The sequence below is a fragment of the Streptomyces sp. NPDC097619 genome (genome assembly GCF_040302735.1).
GTDB lineage: Bacteria > Actinomycetota > Actinomycetes > Streptomycetales > Streptomycetaceae > Streptomyces.
On the sequence record NZ_JBEOSD010000123.1, the window covers coordinates 1 to 25,564 of the forward strand.

Consider the following 25,564-nt stretch of genomic DNA (forward strand, 5'->3'; position numbering starts at 1 on the left):
CCTCACCGGCCGCAAGATCATCATCGACACCTACGGCGGCATGGCCCGCCACGGTGGCGGCGCCTTCTCCGGCAAGGACCCGTCGAAGGTGGACCGCTCGGCCGCGTATGCCATGCGCTGGGTCGCCAAGAACGTCGTCGCCGCCGGGCTCGCCGCCCGCTGCGAGGTCCAGGTCGCCTACGCGATCGGCAAGGCCGAGCCGGTGGGTCTGTTCGTCGAGACCTTCGGCACCGCCAAGGTGGAGACCGCGAAGATCGAGTCGGCCATCTCGGAGGTCTTCGACCTGCGTCCGGCCGCGATCATCCGCGACCTCGACCTGCTCCGCCCGATCTACGCCCAGACCGCCGCCTACGGCCACTTCGGCCGCGAGCTGCCGGACTTCACCTGGGAGCGCACCGACCGCGTGGATGCCCTGCGCGCCGCCGCCGGTCTCTAGGTCTCTAGGCACCACCCGCCGTACGCGGCCGGCCCCCGGACCCCTCCCACGAGGGGCCGGGGGCCGGCCGCGTTCCGGTCCGGGTCCGGCGGGGCCCGCGCCGGCCCGTCCGGTCCCCGCTGTCGGCGCGGTTTGGTAAGAATTCAGCTGTGAGCAGCGCGAACGAAGACACCGGGCCGGGCAAGGCGGGACCGCCGGAGCAGCTCGCGCTCATCCGGGAGACGGTCCGCCAGGCCAAGGCCGTGCCCAAGGCCAAGCCCCGGACCTGGCGCGGAGCGGCCCTGGCCGAGCGGCTGCCGGTGGCCCGGATCCTCGTCAACAAGGGCGTCCTCCACCTGGACCAGCTCTGGGACTACGCCGTGCCCGCCGAGCTCGACGAGGTGGCCCGGCCCGGGGTCCGGGTCAGGGTCCGCTTCGGGGCCGGGGCCCACCACGTCCGGGGGGGCCGGCGCGAAGGCGGCGGCCTCATCGACGGCTTCCTCGTGGAGCGCCGGGCGGAGTCCGACTACAACGGTCCGCTGGCGGCCCTCGCCCACGTGGTCTCCCCGGAGCCGGTGCTCAGCCCCCGCACGCTGGCCCTGGCCCGGGCCGTCGCCGACCGCTACGCGGGCAGCCTCGCCGACGTGCTCCAGTTGGCCGTGCCTCCCCGCAACGCCCGCGCCGAGGCCCGTACCTCCCCCGAACCGCTGCCCGCCCCGCCGGCCCCCGAGCCGGGCGGCTGGGAGCGGTACGCCCACGGCCCCGCCTTCCTCGACGCCCTCGCGGCCGGCGGCTCCCCGCGCGCGGTGTGGACGGCCCTGCCCGGCCCGCACTGGCCGGAGGAACTGGCCCGCGCCGTGGCCGCCGCCCTCGCCTCCGACCGCGGGGCCCTCGTCGTGCTGCCCGACGGCCGGTCCGTGGCCCGCCTGGACGCCGCCCTCGGCGCGCTGCTGGGCCCCGGCCGGCACGCCGTCCTGACCGCCGACTCCGGGCCGGAGAAGCGGTACTCCCAGTGGCTGGCGGTGCACCGCGGCTCGGTGCGCGCGGTCATCGGCACCCGCTCCGCCATGTTCGCCCCGGTCCGCGACCTCGGGCTGGTGGCCGTCTGGGACGACGGGGACTCCAGCCTCAGCGATGACAACGCCCCCTTCCCACACGTCCGCGAGGTGCTGGAGCTGCGCTCCGCGCACGAGGGCTGCGGCTTCCTGCTGGGCTCCACGAGCTGCACGGTGGAGGCCGCCCAGCTGGTCGAGTCGGGCTGGGCCCGGCCGCTGGCCGCCCCCCGCGAGCGGGTCCGCGCGGCCGCGCCCCGGATCCGCACCGTCGGCGACGACGACCTCGGCCGGGACGGGGCGGCCCGCGTCGCCCGGCTGCCCAGCGCCGCTTGGGAGGCCGCCCGCGAGGGCCTGAAGACCGGGCCGGTGCTGGTGCAGGTGCCCCGCCGCGGCTACGCCCCGCGGCTGGCCTGCGAGCGCTGCCGCACCCCGGCCCGCTGCCGGCACTGCGCGGGCCCCCTGGAGGCCCCGGACGAGCGGGCCCTGAACTGTGCCTGGTGCGGCCGGGAGGAGTCCGGCTGGCACTGCGCCGAGTGCGGCGGGGTGCGGCTGCGGGCCCAGGTGGTCGGGGCCCGGCGGACCGCCGAGGAGCTGGGCCGTGCCTTCCCGGCGGTGCCGGTGCGCACCTCCGGCCGGGACCACGTCCTGGACACCGTCCCCGACCGGCCCGCCCTGGTGGTCTGCACCCCGGGGGCCGAGCCCGTCCCCGAGGGCCCCGGTTACGCGGCGGCGCTGCTGTTGGACGGCTGGGCCATGCTGGGCCGTCCCGACCTGCGGGCCGGGGAGGAGGCGCTGCGGCGGTGGATCGCGGCGGCTTCGCTGGTCCGGGCCCAGGGGGAGGGGGGCACCGTGGTGGTGGTGGCCGAGCCCACCCTGCGTCCGGTGCAGGCCCTGGTGCGCTGGGACCCGGTCGGGCACGCGGTCCGGGAGCTGGCGGAGCGGGCCGAGCTGAACTTCCCGCCGGTCTCGCGGATGGCCTCGGTGGCCGGGCGGCCGGAGGCGCTGGTGGAGTTCCTGGCGACGGTCCGGCTGCCCGCGGAGGCGCAGGTGCTCGGTCCGGTGCCGCTGCCCGCGCGCCGCGGGGAGCCGGAGCCGGGGGACCGGGCGCTGGTGCGGGTCCCTCCGGGGAGCGGGGCGGCCCTGGCGGCGGCCCTGAAGGCGGCGCAGGCGGCCCGGCTGGCCCGTGGCCCGGCCGATCCGGTGCGGGTGCGCATCGACCCGCCGGACATCGGCTGACGGGGCGGGGAGAGGGACCGCTCCGCGCGGGCCCCCGGACGGAGGACTGCCCTGCAAGGAGGGGAAGGCCCTGCAGGGCAGTGCGTGCGGGACCGGGACGGTCCGGGCGGTCCGGCCTCAGCCGCCGCTGCGGGGGCCGGGGAAGACGCCGGTCCGGGCCGCGACGGCGGGCTCCTCGCGGAGGGCCTGGCTGCCGGAGGTGGGCTGCGGGGGCATGGAGCGGGCGGCGGGGACCGTGGGCACGCCAAGGGCGGTGCGGGTGGTGGTGCCCTCGGGCACGGCCTCGGTCTCGGGGGCGGCGGTACCCGCGCGGCGGGCTCCGTAGCGGCGGTGCACGGCCTGCTTGGTCACGCCGAGCGCGGATCCGACGGCGTCCCAGGAGAAGCCGAGGGAGCGGTCGAAGTCGACGGCCGCGGTCACCAGGGTCTCGACGCTGTCCCGCAGCTCCTGGGCGAGGCGGACGGTGGGCGCGGGGGCGCGGCCGTACACCACGAAGCCCGTGGAGGGGCCGGAGCGGCGGGGACGGTAGACGTTGCCGAGCTGCGCGGTGAGGGTGCGCAGCGCGTCCACCTGACGGCGGACCCGCTCGATGTCCCGCACCAGTAGATGCAGGCTGGCCCTCGCTTGGGCGTCGTGGGTGGCGTGGTCGGCCATGTACAAGCCTCTCGAACCGGCGTCTAAACGGACGGGCCACAAGCACAATGCGGCCCCTTTCGGTCAATCCCACTTGACCAACGCTCCATACGGCGATGTGGTCACGCTGAGGGGGCGTGTCGGCATATGCGAAAGGCGCGCGCCCGTGCGTACGCCCCCGCGCCCCGCGCTCCGCCGAGCAGGGCGGTCACCCGCCGCGACCCGGGCCGCCGGGGCACCGCCTAGACTGGGGGGCTGCTTGTCGCAGCCCGGCCGAGATAGCGAGGTAAGACACCGGTGAAGCTCGTCTTCGCAGGCACCCCCGAGGTGGCCGTTCCCGCCCTGGACGCCCTGATCGCCTCCGGGCGGCACGAGGTCGCCGCGGTGGTCACCCGCCCGGACGCGCCCGCGGGCCGCGGTCGTCGGTTGGTCGCCAGCCCCGTGGCGCAGCGGGCCGAGGAGGCGGGCATCGAGGTGCTCCGCCCGACCCGGCCGCGCGATCCGGATTTCCTGGCCCGACTGGCGGAGATCGCCCCCGACTGCTGCCCCGTGGTGGCGTACGGGGCGCTGCTGCCCAAGGCCGCCCTGGACATCCCCCGACACGGGTGGGTCAACCTGCACTTCTCGCTGCTGCCCGCCTGGCGCGGGGCCGCGCCCGTGCAGCACGCCGTCATGGCCGGTGACGAGATGACCGGCGCCGCCACCTTCCGGATCGAGGAGGGCCTGGACACCGGACCGGTGTTCGGGGTCCTGACCGAGCAGGTGCGGCCCACGGACACCAGCGGCGACCTGTTGACCCGGCTGGCGTTCGCCGGCGCGGGGCTGCTGGCCGCCACCATGGACGGGATCGAGGACGGCACCCTGCGGGCCGAACCGCAGCCCGCCGAGGGGGTCACCCTGGCCCCGAAGATCACCGTCGAGGACGCGCGGGTGGACTGGACGGCCCCGGCGCTGCGCGCCGACCGCGTGGTCCGTGCCTGCACCCCCGCGCCGGGAGCCTGGACGGTCTTCCGCGGGGAGCGCCTGAAGCTGGTGCAGACGGCCCTGGTGCCCGAGCGCGCCGACCTGGCCCCCGGTGAGCTGGCGGCGGCCAAGAACAACGTGTACGTGGGCACCGGCTCGCACGCGGTGGAGCTGCTCTGGGTGCAGCCCCAGGGCAAGAAGCCGATGCGCGGGGCCGACTGGGCCCGCGGGGTCCGGATCGCCCCGGGCGAGCGGCTCGACGCCCCGGCGTAGGCTGGGACGGCCGCCCCGCACGGCGGCCCCCGCACCGCCCGGCCCCCCGGAGGGGGCGGGCACCCCGGGCCACCCGGCACCCCCGCCACCGGCGACACCGCCGGGGACCCGGCCCCTCCGGCACCACGAGAACCCCCCCCGTACGAACCGCGCCTTCCGGCACTTCCAGCACTTCCAGCGGAGCACCTTTCACGTGACACAGCAGCCCCGTCCTCCCGCCGCCTCCCCGGGCAAGTCCGGCAAGCCCGGCAAGCCGTACCGGCGCCCCCAGAAGGACCCCGTACGGATCCTCGCCTTCGAGGCGCTGCGGGCGGTGGACGAGCGGGACGCCTACGCGAACCTGGTGCTGCCCCCGCTGCTGCGCCGGGCCCGCGAGGCCGCCGAGGCCAAGGGCGGCAGCTTCGACGCCCGGGACGCCGCGCTGGCCACCGAGCTGGTCTACGGCACCCTGCGGCGCCAGGGCACCTACGACGCGGTGATCGCGGCCTGCGTGGACCGGCCGCTGCGCGAGGTGGACCCGCCGGTGCTGGACGTGCTGTCCCTGGGCGCCCACCAGCTGCTCGGCACCCGCATCCCCACCCACGCCGCGGTCTCGGCCAGCGTGGAGCTGGCGCGCGTGGTGCTGGGTGACGGCCGGGCCAAGTTCGTCAACGCCGTGCTGCGGAAGATCGCCGCCCGGGACCTGGACGGCTGGTTGGAGGAGGTGGCCCCGCCCTACGAGGACGACGCCGAGGACCACCTGGCCGTGGTCCACTCGCACCCGCGCTGGGTGGTGTCGGCCCTGTGGGACGCCCTCGGGGGCGGCCGCGCGGGCATCGAGGACCTCCTGGAGGCCGACAACGAGCGGCCCGAGGTCACACTGGTGGCGCGGCCCGGCCGTGCCACCGCGGATGAGCTGCTGGAGTCCGTCGGCCCCGACTCGGCGCTGCCGGGCCGCTGGTCCCCGTACGCCGTGCGCCTCTCCGAGGGCGGTGAGCCGGGGGCCGTGCCCGCGGTCCGCGAGGGCCGCGCCGGCGTCCAGGACGAGGGCAGCCAGCTGGTGGCCCTGGCCCTGGCGAACGCCCCGCTGGAGGGCCGGGACGAACGCTGGCTCGACGGCTGTGCGGGCCCCGGCGGCAAGGCGGCCCTGCTGGCGGCCCTGGCGGCGCGGCGCGGCGCGAGCCTGCTCGCCTCCGAGAAGCAGCCGCACCGGGCCGGGCTGGTCGCCAAGGCCCTGGCGGGCAATCCCGGCCCCTACCAGGTGATCGCCGCCGACGGCACCCGGCCGCCCTGGCTGCCGGGCTCCTTCGACCGGGTCCTGATGGACGTGCCCTGTTCGGGGCTGGGCGCGTTGCGCCGCCGTCCGGAGGCCCGCTGGCGCCGCCGCCCCTCCGACATCGAGGGCTTCTCCCCGCTCCAGCGGTCGCTGCTGCGCGAGGCCCTGTCCGCGGTCCGCGTGGGCGGGGTGGTGGGGTACGCCACCTGCTCCCCGCACCTGGCGGAGACCCGGGTGGTCGTGGAGGACGTGCTGAAGGGCCGTGGCGGGGCGGAGCCGGTGTCAGTGGAGTGGATCGACGTCCGCCCGCTGATGGAGGGCGTCCCGGGCCTGGGCGACGGGCCCGACGTCCAGCTGTGGCCGCACCTGCACGGTACGGACGCGATGTACCTGGCGCTGCTGAGGCGCACGGCCTGAGCAGGACCGGATCCCGGGCGGCCGTCCGGGATCCGTCCCGGTGGCCCCGGGGGCCCCACGGCCCGTGATTCCGGGGCCCGGAGCCGGAATCTTCCGGTACCCGGCGCACCGGAGGGGCCCGCGGAATGGCAGTCTTGGGGCATGGCCGTTCAGATCAATCCCAGCATCCTGTCCGCGGACTTCTCCCGACTCGCGGAGGAGGCCCGGGCCGTCGAGGGCGCCGACTGGCTGCACGTCGACGTCATGGACAACCACTTCGTGCCCAACCTGACCCTGGGCGTGCCCGTGGTGGAGTCCCTCAGCCGGGCCACCCGGACGCCGCTGGACCTGCATCTGATGATCGAGGACCCGGACCGCTGGGCCCCGCAGTACGTGGAGGCCGGGGCGGGATCGGTCACCTTCCACGCCGAGGCCGCCGGGGCCCCGGTGCGGCTGGCCCGGGAGATCCGGGCCAAGGGGGCACGGGCGTCCATGGCGCTCAAGCCCGCCACCCCCATCGAGCAGTACGAGGACCTCCTGCCGGAGCTGGACATGGTCCTCATCATGACGGTGGAGCCCGGCTTCGGCGGGCAGTCCTTCCTGGACATCATGCTCCCCAAGATCCGCCGCACCCGCGAGCTGATCGCCAAGCACGGCCTCGACCTGTGGTTGCAGGTGGACGGCGGGGTCTCGGCGGCCACGATCGAGCGGTGCGCGGAGGCCGGGGCGGACGTGTTCGTGGCGGGCAGCGCGGTGTACGGGGCCGCCGACCCGGCGGAGGCCGTGCGGAGCCTGCGGGAGCAGGCCGGCGCGACCATCGCCACCGCTCCGTGGGCGTGCGCGCACTGAGCGCGCACGGCCCGGTGGACGGCTCGGTGAACGGGAGCTGTCCGGACTGATCAACGGTCGCCGGATCTGACAGGATGAACGGCGAGCCCAGAGTGTGAACAGCAGTGAGGAGAACGCGGTGTCTGGTGTGTCGGCGGGTCGGGCAGCCCTGCGGATGGGACCCGCGGAGTTGGTGCAGGCGGCGGCCATGGCCCGCCGCTTCTACCTGGAGGGCAAGTCCAAGATCCAGATCGCCGAGGAGTTCGGCGTGAGCCGCTTCAAGGTGGCCCGGGTGTTGGAGACGGCCCTGGAGCGGGACCTCGTCCGCATCGAGATCCGCGTCCCGGCCGAGCTGGACGCGGAGCGCTCCGACGCGCTGCGGGCCCGGTACGGACTACGGCACGCGGTGGTGGTGGAGTCCCCGGCGGACGCCGCCGAGGACGCCCCCGACCCGGAGAACCTGGGCGCGGTCGCCGCCGACCTGCTCGGCGAGCTGGTCAGCGAGGGGGACGTGCTGGGGCTGGCCTGGGGCCGTTCCACCATCCACATGGCCGCCGCCCTGCACCGGCTGCCCCCGTGCACCGTGGTGCAGCTGACGGGCGTGTACGACGCCGGGACGGCGGAGCGGGGTTCGGTGGAGGCGGTGCGCCGGGCCGCGCAGGTCTCCGGCGGGGACGCGCACCCGATCTACGCCCCGATGCTGCTGCCGGACCCGGCCACCGCGGCGGCGCTGCGGAACCAGACCGGTATCGCGCGGGCCTTCGAGTACTTCGACAAGGTGACCGTGGCCGCGGTGTCCATCGGTTCCTGGGAGCCGGGCATCTCCACCGTCCACGACATGCTCACGGACGAGGAGCGCGGGCACTACGCCTCCCTGGGGGTGGCCGCGGAGATGTCCGCGCACCTCTTCGACGCGGAGGGCCGTCGGGTCGGCCGGGACCTCGGCGAGCGCTGCATCACCGTGGAGGCGGACCGGCTGCGCCGGATCCCCGAGGTGGTGGCCATCGCGGGCGGTCTGCGCAAGGCCGCCGCGATCGGGGCCGTGCTCCGCTCCGGGCTGGTGACGAGCCTGGTCACGGACACCGCGGCGGCGGACTACCTGCTGACGGAGTCGGACCCGGGGATCCGGCCGGCGCTGGAACGAGCGGACCCGGACGCGCACGCGTCCTGAAGGCTTTCGCGCACGCGTCCTGAGGACTTCCGCGCACGCGTCCTGAAGGCTTTCGCGCACGTGTCCTGAGACCCCCTGAGGGGTGCCGTGCGCGGCGGCCGGGGCGCGGCCGGTTCGGGCTGCCCCCGGGTGGGCCAGGTGTCCGGATTCGCCAGGTAAGGCGATGTTTGGCAGCATCGGCGGCATGATCTTCCGCAAGTCGCCCTCGTCGTCGCTCCGCGCCCTGGGGGCCGCGTTCCTGTGCGTGCTGCTCGCGGTCCTCGCCGCGGGGTGCGGGGGCGGGGGGACCGGTGGATCCGCCGCGGCGCCCGGTACTCCTTCGGCGCGGGCTTCCGTGAGTGCCCCGCGGACCCCGGACTGGGCGCGCGGGATGCGGACGGTACGGGTCGAGGCGCTGCCCGCCCAGGCCCGGGAGACCCTTCGGCTCATCGACCGGGGCGGCCCCTATCCGTACCGGCAGGACGGTACCGTCTTCGGCAATTTCGAGCGGGTGCTGCCGAAGCAGAAGCGGGGCTACTACCACGAGTACACGGTGCGGACCCCGGGTTCGCGGGACCGTGGGGCGCGGCGCATCGTGACGGGCGGGGGCGGCGAGTTCTACTACACCGACGACCACTACGACTCGTTCAAGGCGGTGCTCCGATGACCCTGGTACCCGAGCCGCTCGCCCCCGCCGCGGAGGCCGCCCGGGAGTCCGGTCGGGCCGTGGTGGAGCTGGGTCTGGACGGCGTGCGCACGAAGGCCGCGCTCATGGACCGCTGCGCCCGTGAGCTGGCGCTGCCGGACTGGTTCGGCGGGAACTGGGACGCCCTGGCCGATGTGCTCGCGGACACCGTCTGGTACCCGGAGCCGGGGGCGCGGGTGCTGCTGGCGGTGACCGGCTGGCGGGAGTACGCGCGGCTGCGCCCGACGGAGTGGGAGACCTTCCGCGAGGTCCTGGAGGCCGCCGCGGAGTCCGCGGCGGAGCAGGAGTCGGAGCAGGAGTCGGAGCGGAAGGCCGGGCGCGAGCAGGAGCTCGGGCGGGAGCCGGAGTCGGTGGTGCGCGAGGCGGCGGAGCGGGGCGTGGTCGACGCCGGGCCGCGCCTGCTCGTGGTCCTGGCCCGGGAGCCGGACCGGACCGGTCGGCGCGGGCGGCGGTAGGACGCGTCCCGGCCGCCCGGCCACCCCCCGAACGTACTGCTGGATTCCCTCCCCCCGGGGCCGGGCCGCGGTCAGTGGGCCGAGAGCACGGCCAGAGCGCTGACCAGCGGGGCCAGTTCGGGGAGTTCCCCGGCGGCGTCCAGGGTGGCCGCGAGGGCCTCGTCGTGGGTGGGGCGGGCGTCGCGGAGGGCCGCGAGGCCCGTCGGGGTGAGCCGGGTGTAGATGCCCCGGCGGTCGTCGGGGCAGAGGTACCGCTCCACCAGGGCGCGCTGTTCCAGGCGGCCGACCAGCCGGGTGGTGGCGGACTGGCTGAGCACCACGGCCTGGGCCAGTTGGCTCATGCGCAGGCATTCGCCGCCCTCGCGGGAGAGCACGTCCAGGACTCCGTACTCGCTCACGGACAGGCCGTGGGCGCGCTGGAGAGCCCGTTCGAGGGCGTCTTCGAGCCGTGCGTGGAGCGCGGCCAGCGTGCGCCAGCCCTGGGCGCGGGCCTCGGCGGAGCCTTCGTCGATCGTCATGCCTCACCACTCCCCTTGCAAGGACTCTTTGCCCACGGCAGTATCAGGCGTGTGCAACAACTCGCGTCTGCAAGTACCGTTGGGCGCGTGTTTTTGAGTACGCATGCGTCAGTCTATGGGGAAGGGAATATGTCATGTCGACCAGCGTGACGCCCAACGACGGATTATCCGGCGGTCAGGTACGCGCCGAATCCGGGGCGGAACTGCCCGAATCGGGCGCCCAGGCGTCCGGGGAGGGCGCCGGCAAGTGGCCCACCCGCTGGTGGGTCGCGCTCCTCGTGGCCAGCGGGGTGATCCTCCTCGACGGCCTCGACATCTCGATGATCAGCGTGGCCACCCCGGAGATCCGGGAAGCCCTCGGGATGAGCGCCTCCAGCGCCCAGTGGCTCGTGGGCGCCTACATCCTGGCCTTCGGCGGCTTCCTGCTCCTCGGAGGTCGCTGCGCCGACCTCTTCGGGCAGCGGCGGGTCCTGATCATCGCCATGTCGGTGTTCGCCGTGGTCTCGCTCCTCGGAGCCTTCGCCGACAGCTCGACGCTGCTGGTGATCTCCCGCTTCATCAAGGGGATGGCGGCGGCCTTCACCGCCCCCGCCGCGATGTCCCTGCTCACCACCACGTTCCCGGAGGGCCCGCACCGCAACAAGGCCTTCGGCATCTACAACGTGTTCGAGGCCGTCGGATTCTCCTCCGGCCTCATCGTCGGCGGTCTCATCGCGGCCGTGGACTGGCGGGCCATCTTCATCATGCCCGTCCCGATCTCCGTGCTGATCCTGCTGGCCGTGCTGAAGTTCGTGCCCAAGGACCTGCCGCGGGCCGAGCGCCAGCGCACCGACATCGGCGGCGGGATCACCCTCGTCGGCGGCATGCTGCTGCTCGTCTACACGGTGGTCGCGGCCGAGCACAACGGCTGGGCCTCGCTGAGCACGGTCCTCGGGTTCGTCGTCGCGGCGCTGCTCCTGGTGGCCTTCGTGACCATCGAGCGCAAGGTCAAGGACCCGCTGGTCCGTCTCGGCATCTTCCGGGACCGGACCCTCGTGGGGGCCAACCTCAGCATCGGCCTGCTGTACGGCGCCGCGATGGGCTTCCAGTTCGTCTTCGGCGTGTACCTGCAGAACATCAACGGCTGGAGCCCCTGGCAGATGGGCCTCACCATGCTGCCGGCGGGTCTGATGGTGGTCGTCCTCGGGCCGCTGCTCGGCCCGCTGATGGACCGGTACGGGGTGCGCAAGGTCCTGATGACCGGTCTGCTGTCCTTCCTGCCCTGCTACGGGCTGCTCCTCCTGATGGGCGACGAGCCCAACCTGTGGATCCTGCTGCCCGTGTCCGTGCTGTGGGGCATCGGCTTCGCCCTCAGCATCGCCACGCTCATGGTGGCCGGCACCAACGGCATCGCCGACGAGGAGCAGGGCCTGGCCTCCGGCCTGCTCACCAGCTCGCTCCAGGTCGGTGGCGCCTTCGGTCTGGCGATCGTCGCCGCGACCATCGCCCCCGGCACCGAGCTGGACATGCTCTACGCGGGCGTGGTGGCCATGCTGATCCTCTCCGTGCTGGCCCTGCTGCCCCAACTCCTCCGCAAGCGGGGCTAGTCGGTGCCGGGCCGTCCCCGGTCCGTGGAGCCTTCCGCAGGCGCTCCACGGGCCGGGGCCGCGGCCGGTGCGGTCCGGGGCATGTCCGGTGCGCGCGGTAAAGTACCGGATGCCCCGTCGGTTTCATTTGTGCGCCGAGGGCGCGCACCGGCGTGGGGCGGGGGAGGTGTGAGGTGGCGAGGCAGAGCCGGGCGATCCACACCCGCGGACTCATCCTGGAGACCGCGGCGGAGATGTTCAACGAACTCGGGTACGAGGCCACGACCATCGGGGGGCTCGTCGAACGGGCCCGACTGACGCGCGGGTGCCTGTACTTCCACTACACGACGAAGGAACAGCTGGCCCGCGCGGTGTTGGCGGAGGCGGCGATCACGGAGGGGCTCGCGACGCAGTCCTTCAAACTCCAGGAGTGGGTGGACCTGGGGCTGTTGCTGGCCCATCGGGCCCCGCGGGAGCCGCTGCTCGCGGCGGCCCTCAGGCTCTCCGGAGACGTACGGGCCCGCGAACTGCTCGGCACCCGTTGGCCGGAGTGGATCGGGGCGGGGGAGGAGCTGTTGTCCGAGGCCCGCGAGAGGGGTGAACTCCTCGTGCACGCCGACCCGTACGAGATCGCGCGGTTGCTCGTGGGGGCCTGGGCCGGGATGCAGTTGCTCACCGAGGCGCTGCCGGGCGGCGACCTGGCGGAGGAGGTCTCGCGGTTCTTCCAGCTCGTCCTGCCCGTGGTGGCCACGGCCGGGGTGCTGGTGAAGCTGGACACCTCGCCGAACCGGGCCGCCCGACTGCTGGCGGAAGCGCGAGGGGAGTCGCTCGCGGTCCCCTGAGGACACAACAAAAGAGGATGACCAACCTGTTTCCGGATGAGGGTCCGGAGAGGTGTGAAGGAAATTTGCGCAATTCAGTGCGCATGTGATCGATCATTCCGTACCGGAAAGACGGTTTCCGGCGTGATCCGGGCCACAGATACAGGATTACCGTCCGGTAGGTCGGTAATCTGACTCATTGTGCGCCGAATGAGTGCCGTCTGTTATGGGGCGCGGGTGCGGAACGCCGCACCCGCCCCGGTCGTGGTGACGGCGTCCCCCCGTCCCGGCCGCCCCCGCCCCCGGGTCCCGCGTGCCTGAGCGGGACCGGCACCGCCGTCCGATCACTCCGACCGATCGCACCGACCTTGCACCAGCCCTCGCCCGGTACGAGTTAGGAATCCCATGCTCAGCGTCGAACTGAGTCCCCCGAACGCAACACGAGCGGCGAGCGCCCCCCTGCCGGCCGGGTACCCCGAAGCGGTACTCGCCGAACTCTCCCCGATCCTGTTCTCCTCGCTGTCCCGCAGCGACCAGTGCAGGAAGGGCATGCAGTACGTGCGCGGCCTCCTGGAGGCCGACGGGCGCAAGTCGATCCGCAACATCGCCGCCCTGCTCGGCGGGGAAGCCTCCGAGCAGAACCTCCACCACTTCATCTCCGGCTCCACCTGGGACTGGACGCCCGTCCGACGGGCCCTCGCCCGGCACGTGGTGGCCTCGGCCCCGCCCCAGGCATGGGTGCTCCAGCCAATGATCATCCCCAAGACGGGCCGTCAGTCCGTGGGTGTGGACCGGCACTTCTTCCCCACTCTGGGACGGGTCCTCAACGCCCAGTGCGCCATCGGGGTGTGGGCCGCGTCCGCGGAGACCAGCGTCCCCGTCAACTGGCGGCTGCACCTGCCCCGGGCCTGGCTCAAGGACGACCTCCGCCGCAGCCAGGGGGCGATCCCCGAGGGCCTGGGCGAGGAGAGCGTCGGCGAATGCGTGGCGCAGGCCGCCACGGACACCGCCACCCGCTGGGAACTCCCGCCGCTGCCGGTCGTGTTCGACGCCCGCGAGGCCCAGATCCCCGCCGTGCTCGCCGAACTCGGCTCCCGGGACGTCCCCTTCCTGGTCCGGATCGGCCGCGACCTCCAGCTCGCCGTGCCGGAGGCCGCGCCCGCCGCCCGCCCCGGACAGCCGCTGCCGGCCCACCAGATCATGACCCTGGCCCGGGGGTTACTGCGGCCCGTCGCGACCGAGGACCGAGGCCCGGAGGGCCCCCGGCGGACGTGCCTCGCGGCCGCCGTCCGGGTGCACCTCCCGGCCTCCCAGGTCCCGGCCGCGGCGGGCCGCGAACTGCTCCTCCTCGGCATCGCCGAGGAGGGCGAGCCCTGGCCCTCGGCACTCTGGCTGACCAGCCTCACCGGTACCGCGCCCGCGGCCCTGGTCGCGCTCAGCAGGCTCACCGAGCGCGTCGAGCGGGACTTCACCGAGGTCGCCGACCGGGTGGGCATCCGCGACTACTCCGGCCGTTCCTTCGGCGGCTGGCACCGCCACGTCACCCTGGCCTCCGCCGCCCACGCGGTCGTGGCCCTCTCCGGCCGGGCCCCCTGACGGCGGCCGTCCCCGCGACGAAGCTCCCCGGCCCGCCCCGCCGCCCGCGCGGCCGGGACACCGGGGAGCTTCGCCGCGCGGACGGCGCCGCCGGGCCTACACGGCCGCCGGCGACCCCAGCCACGGGGCGAAGACCGCCGCGGCCCCGGTGCCGTAGGTCCGCCCCACCGCCGCCGACAGCGCGCCGGGGGAGACCTCGTACTCCTGCGGACCCACCGCCTCCAGCGCCCGGGTGGCCAGCGCACAGCCCAACCGGGCCGCGTCCCGGTCCGTCAGCCCCCGGCCCGCGGCCGCGAGGAAGCCGGCGCGGAAGGCGTCCCCGACCCCGGTGGGGTCGGCGGGCGCGGTCGTGGGCACGGCCGGCACGGTGAGGACCGGCCTGCCGGAGCGCGCGATCCGCACGCCCTCCGCGCCCAACGTCGTCACCCAGGCACCCGCGCGTTCCAGCACCTCGGACTCCGTCCAGCCTGTCCTCTCCCGCAGCAGCTCGGCCTCGTACTCGTTGGTGAACAGCCAGCGCGCCCCCTCCACCAGGGCCCGCGCCCGGGTCCCGTCCAGCGTGGCGAGCTGCTGGGAGGGGTCCGCGGCGAAGGGCACCCGGCGGGCCCGGCACTCGGCGGTGTGCCGCAGCATGGCCGCCGGGTCGTCGGGCGAGACCAGCACCAAGCCCACGTCCCCGGCGCGTTCCAGCACCGCGCCGATGCCGATCTCCCGGGCCTCGGCCATCGCCCCGGAGTGGAAGGCCGCGATCTGGTTGAGCGCGCGGTCGGTGATGGCCATGAACCGGGCCGTCCGGCGGTCGGCGGAGACCAGCACCCCGGAGGTGTCGACGCCGTGCGCCTCCAGATGGCGCCGGTACTCGGCGAAGTCCGAGCCGACCGCCCCCACCAGCAGGGGACGCAGGCCCAGTCCGCCCAACCCGTAGGCGATGTTGGCCGCGACCCCGCCCCGCCGCACCTCCAGGTCGTCGACCAGGAAGGACAACGAGACCTTGTCCAGCCGGTCGGCGATCAGCTGGTCGGTGAAGCTCCCGGGGAAGACCATCAGGTGGTCGGTGGCGATGGAGCCCGCGACGGCGATCCGCATCACGCGCGCCCGCCCGGGACGACCGGCCGCACCCCGGAGACGATCTCGAACAGCATGTACGTCACCTCCACGTCGGTGAGCTGCCGGGTCGCGCTGCCCAGCATCTCCAGGGAGACCCCGGCCTCCGCCGCCAACTGGTCGATCCGGTTCCGGTCGCCGAGGGTGTTGAACGTGACCAGGGCCCGACCGCCGGGCCGCAGCCGGCCGTGCACCTCGGCGAGGTACCGCCCCAGGGCCGCGTACCCCCGGTCGAAGATCGCCCACTCGTAGTCGGAGGTGAACTCGAAGTCCCTGGGGGCCTCGATCACGCTGCAGTTCCAGAAGACGGTGTCGAACCGGTCCGCCGGGTCCAGCTCCGCGAACAGGTCGCTGCGCAGCACCCGCACCCGGTCCTCGACCCCGTGCCGCTTCACGTTGAGCGCGGTGCTCTCCACCGCCGTGTCGGTGATGTCGGTCGCGGTCACGTGCGCACAGCCGTGCAGCGCCGCCCAGACGGCCGTGACCCCCGCTCCGCAGCCGATCTCCAGGAAATCGCCGCCCACGGGATAGGGGAGGGCGGTGGTGTAGAACTCGGCGCCCGCGCCCGGACCGGGCTCGTAGGTGCCGGGCACCAGGTCCCACTCCCGGCCCAGCAGGGTGAAGGAGGTCGGTCCGTTCCCCTCCGTGCCCAGCTCGCTGACGAGCTTGCGGCCGCGGGTGTACTGCTCCTGGAACCGTGCGGACTGCTGATCCATCGTGCGTCCTCCATGGGTGCCGTGCGGAAGGGGTGGGTGGAGCGGGTCGGTCGGAAACGGGGTGGTCGGAACGGGCGGGCGGGACGAGGCCGCGGCGGGACGGGGGGCGGCGGGACGGAGGGTGGGCGGACCCGCGGGGCCGCCCGCCCTCCGGGTGTCGCGGCGGGTGTCGCGGCGGCCGGAGCCGTGCGGCCCCGCGGATCCGCCCGTCCGCCGCCGTCAGGCGGAGAGCAGCTCCTTGAGGTCGGTCGCGTACTTCGCGATCAGCTCGGGGGACAGCCGGGGCACGTCCCCCGGGCCGATCCCCGCCGCCCGGACGGCGGCGCGGAACCGTTCGGAGGGGATCGCCGAGCCGGCGACGGGCTCCACGGGCTCGCGGAAGCCGTGCAGCAGCGGCAGCGCCGACGCCTGCCGCTGCGCCTCGGGCAGGGCCCGCATGGCGGCCTCGAAACGGGCGAGCCAGTCGGCGTAGCCGTCCAGCCGCTCGATCCGGTGCCCGGCCGCCCCCAACCAGTCCACGAAGGTGTCCAGGGACAGGCCGTCGTCGTGCGGGTTGACGAGGCTGAAGGTGCGGTACCCGGGCGAGGTACCCCCGCCCAGGCCCACCATCGCGGCGGCCGTGAAGTCCACCGGCAGCCCGTCGTAGTGGGCGCGCGGGCGCTCCGGGCCGGCCCCGTCGCGGTAGAAGGAGGCCGGGGCGATGCCCGTGGCGAGCACGCTGAACAGCAGGCGGGTGAACTGGTCGGTGACGTTCAACTGCCCGCCGTACCGGCTGTGCGCCAGGATCATGTTGGACCGGAACACGGTGACGGGCAGCCCGTACCGGTCGTGAGCCTCGCGGAGCAGCACCTCACCGGCCCACTTGCTGCTCGCGTAGCCCGCCGCGTAGGCCCCGTCCACCGGCTGCACGGGCAGCGCGGCCCGTACGTCGGCGTCCTCGTCCAGGGCGGGCGACTCCGGCCGGGACGTGGCCACGGCCACGCTGGAGACATAGGTGAAGGGCTTGGCGCGCCGGGTCAGGGCCAGCCCGAGCAGCTCCGCGGTGCCCAGCACGTTGGCCTCGAAGAGCTGGTCGTAGGGGAGGACGTGGTTGACCAGGGCCCCGGCGTGGACGATCAGGTCCACCTCCGCGGCCAGCCGCTCCCAGGTCTCCTCGGCCAGCCCGAGCCGGGGGGCCGCGATGTCGCCGGCCAACACCTCCAGGTGCCCCTCGGCAAGTTCCTCCAGGCGGCGGGCTGCCCCGCCGTCACCGCCCGCGAGGGCCTCCGTCAGACGGCGCAGGGCCGCGGCGTCGTCCCGGCCGCGGACCACGCACACCAGCCGGCCGCCGATCGGGGCCAGCTTCTCCAGCCACTCCAGGGCCAGGAACCGCCCCAGGTAGCCACTGGCCCCGGTCAGCAGGACGGTACGGACCCGCTCGGCCGGGCCCGGGAGGGCGGCCGCCCCCGCCAGGAGCGCCGGGTCGACGAACTTCTCCGGGGTCAGGTCCCCGGCCCGCAGGGCGGTGCTGCCCGCGCCGTGCACGGAGGCGAAGGAGGGCCGGTCCCCGGCGGTGCGCTTGGCCTCCACGTACGCGGCCAGCCCCCGCAGGTCGTGGGCCGGGCTGATGATCACGTCCACCGGGACGCGGACTCCGAAGACGTCGTCGAGCAGGCCGGAGAAGGCCACCGCCGTCAGCGAGTCCCCGCCGAGGTCCCGGAAGTGCGCCTCCGGGCCCACCTCGGCGGTGGAACCGGACAGCAGGGCCCGGGCCGCCCGCTGCACCGTCTCCAGCACGGGCCGGTCCGCGCCGGTGCGGCGCAGCTCGGCCAGCTCCTCGTCCTCCCGGGAGGCCACCCGGCGGTACAGCTCCTCCAGCCGGTCGCGGTACGCGGCGAGGAGCTGGGGGCGCAGCAGCTTGCGATGGTCCGACAGCAGGCCGTTCTCCTGCCCGAAGGGTTCCTCCTCGATCAGGAAGGCCCGGGGGATCTCGTACGGGTTGAGCTCCTGCTCCTTGGCGATCAGCCGGAAGGAATCGGTGAGCCGTCGGTTCAGCTCCGCCTCGGGGTGCGCGGCGAGGGCCTCGGGGGTGGGCACCACCACCGCCAGCAGGTGGGAGCGTTCGCTGTTGCCGTACACGAAGATCTGCCGGACCAGCGGGCTCGCGGCGAACACCGCCTCCAGGTGGGAGGTGGCCACGAACTCGCCCTGGGAGAGCTTGAGCACGTTCTTGCGGCGGTCGACGATGACGAACTCGTCCGGGCCGGTCTCGGCGACGATGTCGCCCGTGCGGTAGTACCCCTCCGCGTCGATGATCTCGGCGGTCAGTTCGGGTCGCTTGTAGTAACCGGGGATCATCGCCTCGGTCTTGAGGAGCAGCTCGCCGCGCGGGTACGGGGTGTCGGTGCGGTAGTAGCCCAGCTCGGGCACGTCCGCCAGCTTGTAGTCGATCACCGGCGGGCGCAGCACCCGGTGGCCGGCCGAGACCGCGGCCGCCTCCGTGGAGCCGTAGATGATGGTCAGCGGGAAGCCGAGCAGGGCCTCGGTGAAGGCGGTCAGCTCCGCCGACAGCGGGGCGGATCCGGAACTGGCCCACGTGACCCGCCCGCCGAGCAGGTTCTCCCGCATGTCGGTGAGGACCTCGGCCGCCACCGTGTCCCGGGAGACTCCCTCCGCCAGGACCCGCCGGTCCAGCCGCCGGGTGTACTCCTGGTGGAGCATCTCGCAGACCCGGGGCACCAGGGACAGCTCCGAGGGCCGGGTCAGCGCGATGTCCTCGAAGAAGGTGGAGAGGTCGCTGCCGGCCGTGAAGTAGCTGACCCCGCCGCGCGCCAGGGTGTTCTTCAGCGAGGAGTGCCCGGCGACGTGACTCATCGGCATGTAGTTGATGTTGGTCGCCAGATCGTCGGAGAACAGCTTCGACCAGGCCCCGCCCCACATGGCCGCGGACAGCCGCTCCGTGTACATGGCCCCCTTCGGCGTGCCCGTGCTGCCGGAGGTGTAGATGAGCAGGGACAGCGGGTCCTCGTCCTCGGCGGGCACGAACAGCGGGGCGTCCGGCAGCCCCGCACCCCGGGCCAGCAGCTCCCCGATCGGCTCGACGACCAGCTCCCGGCCCGCCTCGGCCAGCCGGGCGCGGGCCGCCGCCAGCCGCTCGACGTGCGCGGTCACCTCCGGGTGGTGGTCGAAGACCACCAGACGCCGGACGGACGGGCTGCCCAGGGCCAGTTCGACCGCCACGGGCAGCCGCTCGGAGCCCGCCGCCATCAGGTGCGGCTCGGTCTCGGCGACGATCGCCGCCGACTGGGCCTGCGGGGCGCTGCTCTGCAGGGGCACGCTGACCGCGCCCAGGTGCACGCAGGCCAGGTCCAGGGTGGCGTAGTCACGGCTGGTGAAGCCGAGCAGCGCCACCCGGTCGCCGGCCCGCAGCGGGTGCTCCTCGTGCCGGTCCCACTCGGCGGCTATCGCCCGCACCCGCGCCCACAGTTCGCCGAAGCTGGTGGTCTCGTAGCGGTGCAGGAGCCTCAGCGACACATTTCCCGTACCGGGATCCCGGACTATTTCCCGAGCTCGCTCGCCGACCGCGGCACGGTCCGCATATCGCTCCATCACATCTGCCATCAACTGTGCAAGCCGCACGGGGACCTCCGCATCGCATCGCCGCCGGACGCAATTCCGTCCGGCTCCCGAAGAGGCTAACGACGGGCGGCCCGAACACTCGGAAAGCGACCGCTGATCCGTCAAGCGGACGAAGATCTGTCAAGCGCGCGAAGATATGTCAGGTCGCCCCGGCCCGAGGACGTGCGGGCCCGGGAAGCCCTTGCCGCGCAAGGGGCCGCTGTACATCCGCGCGGTCTGATTTTGCGGGAACTTGACGAAGTCCTGACCACTTGACGGATTGCCGGCCACCTGACGGAACGCCCGGGAAGCTGTTGGCGCAAAACCCGTTTCGGCACACGATCTAGACGCCGCGGACAACGGGCCGGAAAGAGATCCGGTGCCGAGTACCGGTGAATCGACGCTCTTTTCCCCTCGGCTCCGGACGAGCAGAGCCCCCGTGGTCCGCGCCCTTCCGCGCGGAATTCCCGCACGCCCGGCCCGGGTGCAAAGGCCGGGCCGACCATTCGTGAAGACGGAGAAAACCAGTGGAAAACGCTCTGCTCGACATCCGACCGGAACAGGCCCTGCACCAGCCGCCCTGGGAGGACCCGGCGCACGTGGCACGGGTGCGCGAGGAGCTCGGCGCCCGGCCCGCGCTGGTCCGCGCCGCCGACGTGGACGCGCTGCGCGCCGTCCTGGCCCGGGTGGCCGCGGGCGAGGCGCACGTGGTGCAGGCGGGGGACTGCGCCGAGGATCCGGCCGAGTGCACCCCGGGCTCGGTGGCCCGCAAGGTGGGGCTGCTGAACATGCTGGCCGGGGCGCTCCAGATGAAGACCCACACCCCGGTGGTCCGCGCGGGCCGGATGGCGGGCCAGTTCGGCAAGCCCCGCTCCCAGCCCACCGAAAGGGTCGGCGAACTCGAACTCCCCGTCTACCGGGGACACATGGTCAACAGCCCGGAGCCCGACCCGGAGCTGCGCCGGCCCGACCCCGACCGGATCCTCGCGGGCTACGGCGCGGCCCGCGACGTCATGGAGTACCTGGGCTGGACCCCCACCGGGCGGGGCCGCATCGGCGCGCCCGTGTGGACCAGCCACGAGGCCCTGCTGCTGGACTACGAGGTCCCCCTGCTCCGCCGCGACGAGCGGGGCAGGCTGCTCCTCGCCTCCACGCACTGGCCCTGGATCGGGGAGCGGACCCGGCAGATCGACGGCGCCCACGTGGGGCTGCTCGCCGAGGTCGCCAACCCGGTGGCCTGCAAGGTCGGCCCCCGCATGACCGCCGCCGAGCTGCTGGAGCTGTGCGCCCGCCTCGACCCGCGCCGCGAGCCCGGCCGCCTCACCCTGATCGCGCGGATGGGCGCCGGGGCCGTGGCCGAGCGCCTGCCCGGCCTGGTGGAGGCGGTGCGCACCGCCGGGCACCCGGTGATCTGGCTGACCGACCCCATGCACGGCAACACGGTCACCACCCCGGACGGCTACAAGACCCGCTTCCTCCAGACCGTCACCCGGGAGGTCGAGGAGTTCCAACTGGCGGTCCGCGCGGGCGGCGGCACGGCGGGCGGCCTGCACCTGGAGACCACCCCCGAGGACGTCACCGAATGCGTCACCGGCCGCTCCCGCATCGACCGGGTCGGCACCCGTTACACGAGCTTCTGCGATCCGCGGCTCAACCCGGAGCAGGCCCTCTCGGTGGTCTCGGCCTGGTGGCTCTCCGGCCGCACGGCCGCCGCCGACGCCGCCTGACCACCCCTTCCGGCCGGGACGCCGACCCGCACCCCCCACGCGTACCCCCACCGCACCCCACCCCGATCCCAGGAGAGGAAGGCCATGCCGGGCATACCCCCGATCGAGCCCTACCCGCTGCCGACCCAGGACGAGCTGCCCGAGAACACCGCCCGCTGGACCGTGGACCCGGACCGGGCCGCCCTGCTCGTCCACGACATGCAGAGCTACTTCCTGCGCCCGCTGCCCGAAGCCGTCCGCACCCCGCTGGTCCGCAACGCCGCCCGACTGCGCGAGCGGGCCGCCGCGACCGGGATGCCCGTGGGCTACACCGCCCAGCCCGGCGGCATGGACGAGGAACAGCGCGGCCTGCTCAAGGACTTCTGGGGACCGGGCATGCGGGTGGACCCCGCCGACCGCGCCGTGACCGGCCCGCTGGCCCCGCGTCCCGAGGACGCCGTCTTCACCAAGTGGCGCTACAGCGCCTTCTTCCGGTCCGGCCTGCTGGACTGGCTGCGCGAGCACGGCCGGGACCAACTCGTCCTCTGCGGGGTGTACGCCCACGTGGGCGTGCTGATGACCGCCGTCGACGCCTTCACCCACGACGTCCGCCCCTTCCTGGTGGCCGACGCCGTGGCCGACTTCTCCGCCGCCCACCACCGCCTCGCCCTGGAGTACGCGGCCGACCGCTGCGCCGTGGTGGCCGACACCGACACCGTCCTCGCCGGCCTCGGCACGGCCGCCCTGGCGGGCACCGGCGCGCGCGAGGCGGGGGCGTGACCGGCACCGGGGGAGGGCCGGACACCGCCCTCGCGGCGGGCCGGGCCCTCCTCGCCCGCGTCCTGGCCCCCGAACCGGGCCCGTTCGCCCTGTTGCACCGCCCGGAGGCCACCGGACCGGGCCTGCTGGACGTCCTGGTCGGGGAGGTCGCGGCGGTGGACTCCCTGGCCGCCCTCCCCGTCCCCGGACCGGACGCGTCCGACGCCGGTGCCGGGGCCCGCCACCAGGTGCTCGCCATGGTCCCGTACCGGCAGATCGCCGAACGCGGCTTCGCCTGCGCCGACGACGGCGAGCCGCTGCTCGCCATGACCGTCACCGGTCAGGGCCTGCTCCCCGTGGACGAGGCCCTGACCGGCCTTCCCGACGTGCCCATCCACCTCGACGGCGGAGCCTTCGACACCGGGGACGCCGCGTACGCCGAGACCGTCCGCCGCGTGATCGCCGACGAGATCGGGGAGGGCGAGGGCGCCAACTTCGTGATCAAACGGTCGTTCGTCGCCGACATCACCGGCTTCACCCCGCACACCGCCCTGTCCTTCTTCCGCCGGCTGCTGCGCGGCGAAGCGGGCGCCTACTGGACCTTCGTGGTGCACACCGGGGAGCGCACCTTCGTCGGAGCCTCCCCGGAGCGGCACATCAGCCTCGCCGACGGCAAGGCCGTGATGAACCCCATCAGCGGCACCTACCGCTACCCGCCCGCCGGACCGACCCTGCCCGAGGTCATGGGCTTCCTCGCGGACCGCAAGGAGGCCGACGAGCTCTACATGGTCGTGGACGAAGAGCTGAAGATGATGGCCCGGATCTGCGACTCCGGGGGCCGGGTGGTCGGCCCGTACCTCAAGGAGATGACCCGGCTCGCCCACACCGAGTACTTCATCGAGGGGCGCAGCGACCGCGACCCCCGGGCGATCCTGCGGGAGTCGATGTTCGCCCCCACCGTCACCGGCAGCCCGCTGGAGAGCGCCTGCCGGGTCATCAGCCGCTACGAGCCCGAGGGGCGCGGCTACTACAGCGGGGTGGCCGCCCTCATCGGCCGCGACGGACGGGGCGGGCACGCCCTGGACTCGGCCATCCTCATCCGCACCGCCGACATCGACCGGGCGGGCCGGCTGCGGATCGGCGTCGGGGCCACCCTCGTCCGGCACTCCGACCCCGACTCCGAGGTCGCCGAGACCCGCGCCAAGGCGGCGGGCCTGCTCGCGGCCCTCCGCGCGGACGGCCCGACCGGGGCCGCGGCGCCGGAGACGCCCGGGACCGCCCCGGCGGCTCCCGCCCCGCCGACCGCACTCGCCGGGGAAGGCCCGGCCCGGTTCGGGGAGCACCCGGAGGTCCGCGCCTCCCTGGCCCGCCGCAACGCCACCCTCGCCGGGTTCTGGCTGGCCGCGGGCTCCGGCGGCCGCCCGCCCGAGCCCGCCCTGGCGGGGCGCCGGGTGCTCGTGGTGGACGCCGAGGACACCTTCACCTCGATGATCGACCAGCAGCTCCGCTCGTTGGGGCTCACCGTCACGGTCCGGCGGTTCGACGAGCCGTACTCCCCGGACGGGCACGACCTCGTGGTCATGGGCCCCGGCCCGGGCGACCCCCGCGACGCCGCCTCCGCCAAGATCGCCCGGCTCCGCGCCACCACCGCGGACCTGCTGCGGGGCCGCCGGCCCTTCCTCTCGGTCTGCCTCAGCCACCAGGTGCTCAGCGAGCGGCTCGGCTTCCCGCTGGTCCGCCGGGAGGTCCCCAACCAGGGGGTGCAGCGGGAGATCGACTTCTTCGGCAGCCGGCAGCGGGTCGGCTTCTACAACACCTTCGCCGCCCGCAGCGGCGCCGACGTGGTGCCGATCGCGGGCGTGGGCACCGTGGCGGTCAGCCGGGACCCGGCCACCGGAGAGGTGCACGCCCTGCGCGGCCCGCACTTCGCCTCGATGCAGTTCCACGCGGAATCGGTGCTCACCGAGGACGGGGTCCGCCTCGTCGGCCGACTGCTGACCGACGTGCTCGGCGGACGGGTGCCCGAACCGGCCTGACCGGGCCCGACCGCCGGGGGCGGGGAGCCGCGCCGAAATCCGGCCCGCTCCCCGCCCCCGGCGCGAAAGTCCCGTACCTTCGGACCAAGCGGCCCGGAATGTCCTGGACGATCGTCCCGGGACGCGCACGGGGGTGGGCATGGGAGAATGAAGTACGTGCGTTTTCCTCGGCTGCCGCCCTGTCCGAGGTACCTCCGATCGACTGGGATATCTGCACGTGCGTTTCCTCAATGACCTGAAGCCGCCGTACGACCTCACGTACGACGACGTGTTCATGGTGCCGAGCCGCTCCGCGGTCGGTTCCCGCCAGGCAGTCGACCTCTCCGCCCCGGACGGCACCGGCACCACCATCCCCCTCGTGGTCGCCAACATGACCGCGATCGCGGGCCGCCGGATGGCCGAGACGGTCGCCCGGCGCGGCGGCATCGTGGTCATCCCGCAGGACATCCCGATCGAGGTCGTCACCGAGGTCATCTCCTGGGTCAAGACCCGGCACCTCGTCCTCGACACCCCGATCGTGCTCGCCCCCACCCAGACGGTGGCCGACGCCCTCTCCCTGCTGCCCAAGCGGGCGCACGGCGCCGGTGTCGTGGTCGACGCGGACAACCGTCCGATCGGCGTGGTCACCGAGCACGACCTGTCCGGCGTGGACCGCTTCACCCAGCTCTCCGAGGTCATGTCGAGGGAGCTGCTGCTCGTCGACGCAGACATCGACCCGCGCGAGGCCTTCAACAAGCTCGACGCGAGCAACCGCAAGCTGGCCCCCGCGGTCGACTCCGAGGGCCGCCTCGTCGGCATCCTGACCCGCAAGGGCGCCCTGCGCGCCACGCTCTACACCCCCGCCACCGACGCGAACGGCAAGCTGCGGATCGCGGCCGCCGTGGGCATCAACGGCGACGTCGCGGGCAAGGCCAAGCAGCTCCTCGACGCCGGCGTGGACACGCTGGTCATCGACACCGCGCACGGCCACCAGGAATCCATGATCAACGCGATCAAGGTGGTCCGCGCCCTGGACCCGCGGGTCCCGATCGTCGCGGGCAACATCGTGGCCGCCGAGGGCGTCAAGGACCTGATCGAGGCCGGCGCCGACATCATCAAGGTCGGCGTGGGCCCCGGCGCCATGTGCACCACCCGCATGATGACCGGCGTCGGCCGGCCGCAGTTCTCCGCCGTCATGGAGTGCGCCGCCGAGGCCAAGAAGTACGGCAAGCACGTCTGGGCCGACGGCGGCGTCCGTCACCCGCGCGACGTGGCCATGGCCCTCGCCGCCGGTGCCTCCAACGTCATGATCGGCTCCTGGTTCGCCGGCACCTACGAGTCCCCGGGCGACCTCCAGCAGGCCGCCGACGGCCGCCTGTACAAGGAGTCCTTCGGCATGGCCTCGGCCCGCGCGGTCCGCAACCGCACCTCCGAGGAGTCCGCCTACGACCGCGCCCGCAAGGCGCTGTTCGAGGAGGGCATCTCCACCTCGCGGATGTTCCTGGACCCGCAGCGTCCGGGCGTCGAGGACCTGATCGACTCGATCATCGCCGGTGTCCGCTCCTCCTGCACCTACGCCGGTGCGGCCTCCCTCGCGGAGTTCGAGGAGAAGGCCGTGGTGGGCATCCAGTCCGCCGCCGGTTACGCCGAGGGCAAGCCGCTGCACGCCAGCTGGAGCTAGGTCGTGTCTTTTGGATCTTGCCGGTGAGGCCCGCGGCGTCTGGTGCCGTGCCTCGCAAGGCGCCGGGAAGCCTGCCTACTGGACGTAATCAGGCTTTCCGGCAACGCCGCGAGGTGCGGTG

At 74.2% G+C, this 25,564-nt stretch carries 20 protein-coding genes; 15 read left to right on the plus strand and 5 right to left on the minus strand.

Annotated elements, in window-relative coordinates:
• Together ABTZ17_RS27120 and ABTZ17_RS27125 are read left to right on the plus strand one after the other, a co-directional pair.
• Positions 1–436 (plus strand): methionine adenosyltransferase domain-containing protein (locus ABTZ17_RS27120; protein ID WP_352198350.1); only part of this gene is annotated, 436 nt, incomplete at its 5' end.
• Between the two features lie 149 nt (positions 437–585).
• Positions 586–2,706 (plus strand): primosomal protein N', encoded by a 2,121-nt coding sequence (locus ABTZ17_RS27125; protein WP_352198351.1) that lies wholly within the window; start codon positions 586–588, stop codon positions 2,704–2,706.
• Between the two features lie 117 nt (positions 2,707–2,823).
• Here the strand turns inward: ABTZ17_RS27125 and ABTZ17_RS27130 are convergent, their stop codons facing one another.
• Positions 2,824–3,360, minus strand: coding sequence for a hypothetical protein (locus tag ABTZ17_RS27130; protein WP_352198352.1), 537 nt, complete (start codon positions 3,358–3,360; stop codon positions 2,824–2,826).
• A 276-nt stretch (positions 3,361–3,636) separates the two neighbouring features.
• On the opposite strand from ABTZ17_RS27130, the gene fmt reads away from it, so the two are divergent.
• The 6 genes from fmt to ABTZ17_RS27160 all read left to right on the plus strand — a co-directional run bounded on the left by fmt (position 3,637) and on the right by ABTZ17_RS27160 (position 9,365).
• Positions 3,637–4,575, plus strand: coding sequence for a methionyl-tRNA formyltransferase (gene fmt, locus ABTZ17_RS27135; protein ID WP_352198353.1), 939 nt, complete (start codon positions 3,637–3,639; stop codon positions 4,573–4,575).
• A gap of 193 nt (positions 4,576–4,768) precedes the next feature.
• Positions 4,769–6,247 (plus strand): RsmB/NOP family class I SAM-dependent RNA methyltransferase, encoded by a 1,479-nt coding sequence (locus ABTZ17_RS27140; RefSeq protein ID WP_352198354.1) that lies wholly within the window; start codon positions 4,769–4,771, stop codon positions 6,245–6,247.
• Between the two features lie 141 nt (positions 6,248–6,388).
• A complete protein-coding gene (gene rpe / locus ABTZ17_RS27145) occupies positions 6,389–7,075 on the plus strand; it encodes a ribulose-phosphate 3-epimerase (protein WP_352198355.1) in 687 nt (228 codons plus the stop codon).
• Between the two features lie 94 nt (positions 7,076–7,169).
• Positions 7,170–8,225 (plus strand): sugar-binding transcriptional regulator, encoded by a 1,056-nt coding sequence (locus tag ABTZ17_RS27150; RefSeq protein ID WP_352198356.1) that lies wholly within the window; start codon positions 7,170–7,172, stop codon positions 8,223–8,225.
• A 184-nt stretch (positions 8,226–8,409) separates the two neighbouring features.
• A complete protein-coding gene (locus ABTZ17_RS27155; protein ID WP_352198368.1) occupies positions 8,410–8,871 on the plus strand; it encodes a guanyl-specific ribonuclease in 462 nt (153 codons plus the stop codon).
• A complete protein-coding gene (locus tag ABTZ17_RS27160) occupies positions 8,868–9,365 on the plus strand; it encodes a barstar family protein (RefSeq protein ID WP_352198357.1) in 498 nt (165 codons plus the stop codon). The genes ABTZ17_RS27155 and ABTZ17_RS27160 overlap by 4 nt, the downstream gene beginning before the upstream one ends.
• 71 nt (positions 9,366–9,436) lie before the next feature.
• On the opposite strand, the gene ABTZ17_RS27165 is transcribed toward ABTZ17_RS27160, so the two are convergent.
• On the minus strand, positions 9,437–9,883 hold the full coding sequence (locus ABTZ17_RS27165; protein ID WP_352198358.1) for a MarR family winged helix-turn-helix transcriptional regulator: 447 nt from the start codon (positions 9,881–9,883) through the stop codon (positions 9,437–9,439).
• 134 nt (positions 9,884–10,017) lie between these two features.
• Here ABTZ17_RS27165 and ABTZ17_RS27170 point away from each other — a divergent pair, with 134 nt between their 5' ends.
• The 3 genes from ABTZ17_RS27170 to ABTZ17_RS27180 all read left to right on the plus strand — a co-directional run bounded on the left by ABTZ17_RS27170 (position 10,018) and on the right by ABTZ17_RS27180 (position 13,865).
• Complete coding sequence (locus tag ABTZ17_RS27170) at positions 10,018–11,469, plus strand: MFS transporter (protein WP_352198359.1); 1,452 nt, start codon at positions 10,018–10,020, stop codon at positions 11,467–11,469.
• Between the two features lie 173 nt (positions 11,470–11,642).
• Positions 11,643–12,290 (plus strand): ScbR family autoregulator-binding transcription factor, encoded by a 648-nt coding sequence (locus tag ABTZ17_RS27175; RefSeq protein WP_352198360.1) that lies wholly within the window; start codon positions 11,643–11,645, stop codon positions 12,288–12,290.
• Between the two features lie 384 nt (positions 12,291–12,674).
• Positions 12,675–13,865, plus strand: coding sequence for an IS701 family transposase (locus ABTZ17_RS27180; protein WP_352198361.1), 1,191 nt, complete (start codon positions 12,675–12,677; stop codon positions 13,863–13,865).
• A 96-nt stretch (positions 13,866–13,961) separates the two neighbouring features.
• Here the strand turns inward: ABTZ17_RS27180 and ABTZ17_RS27185 are convergent, their stop codons facing one another.
• The 3 genes from ABTZ17_RS27185 to car all read right to left on the minus strand — a co-directional run bounded on the left by ABTZ17_RS27185 (position 13,962) and on the right by car (position 19,303).
• Positions 13,962–14,951, minus strand: coding sequence for a carbohydrate kinase family protein (locus ABTZ17_RS27185; protein WP_352198362.1), 990 nt, complete (start codon positions 14,949–14,951; stop codon positions 13,962–13,964).
• A complete protein-coding gene (locus ABTZ17_RS27190; RefSeq protein ID WP_352198363.1) occupies positions 14,951–15,685 on the minus strand; it encodes a methyltransferase in 735 nt (244 codons plus the stop codon). The genes ABTZ17_RS27185 and ABTZ17_RS27190 overlap by 1 nt, the downstream gene beginning before the upstream one ends.
• 219 nt (positions 15,686–15,904) lie before the next feature.
• On the minus strand, positions 15,905–19,303 hold the full coding sequence (car, locus tag ABTZ17_RS27195) for a carboxylic acid reductase (RefSeq protein ID WP_352198364.1): 3,399 nt from the start codon (positions 19,301–19,303) through the stop codon (positions 15,905–15,907).
• A 506-nt stretch (positions 19,304–19,809) separates the two neighbouring features.
• Between car and ABTZ17_RS27200 the strand changes: the two genes are divergently transcribed.
• The 4 genes from ABTZ17_RS27200 to ABTZ17_RS27215 all read left to right on the plus strand — a co-directional run bounded on the left by ABTZ17_RS27200 (position 19,810) and on the right by ABTZ17_RS27215 (position 25,443).
• Complete coding sequence (locus tag ABTZ17_RS27200) at positions 19,810–21,009, plus strand: 3-deoxy-7-phosphoheptulonate synthase (protein WP_352198365.1); 1,200 nt, start codon at positions 19,810–19,812, stop codon at positions 21,007–21,009.
• An 84-nt stretch (positions 21,010–21,093) separates the two neighbouring features.
• Positions 21,094–21,768, plus strand: a complete 675-nt coding sequence (locus tag ABTZ17_RS27205; RefSeq protein WP_352198366.1) for an isochorismatase family protein — start codon at positions 21,094–21,096, stop codon at positions 21,766–21,768.
• Positions 21,765–23,783, plus strand: coding sequence for an anthranilate synthase family protein (locus ABTZ17_RS27210; RefSeq protein ID WP_352198367.1), 2,019 nt, complete (start codon positions 21,765–21,767; stop codon positions 23,781–23,783). The genes ABTZ17_RS27205 and ABTZ17_RS27210 overlap by 4 nt, the downstream gene beginning before the upstream one ends.
• A gap of 211 nt (positions 23,784–23,994) precedes the next feature.
• Positions 23,995–25,443, plus strand: a complete 1,449-nt coding sequence (locus ABTZ17_RS27215; protein WP_352198369.1) for a GuaB1 family IMP dehydrogenase-related protein — start codon at positions 23,995–23,997, stop codon at positions 25,441–25,443.
• Positions 25,444–25,564: the final 121 nt, after the last annotated feature.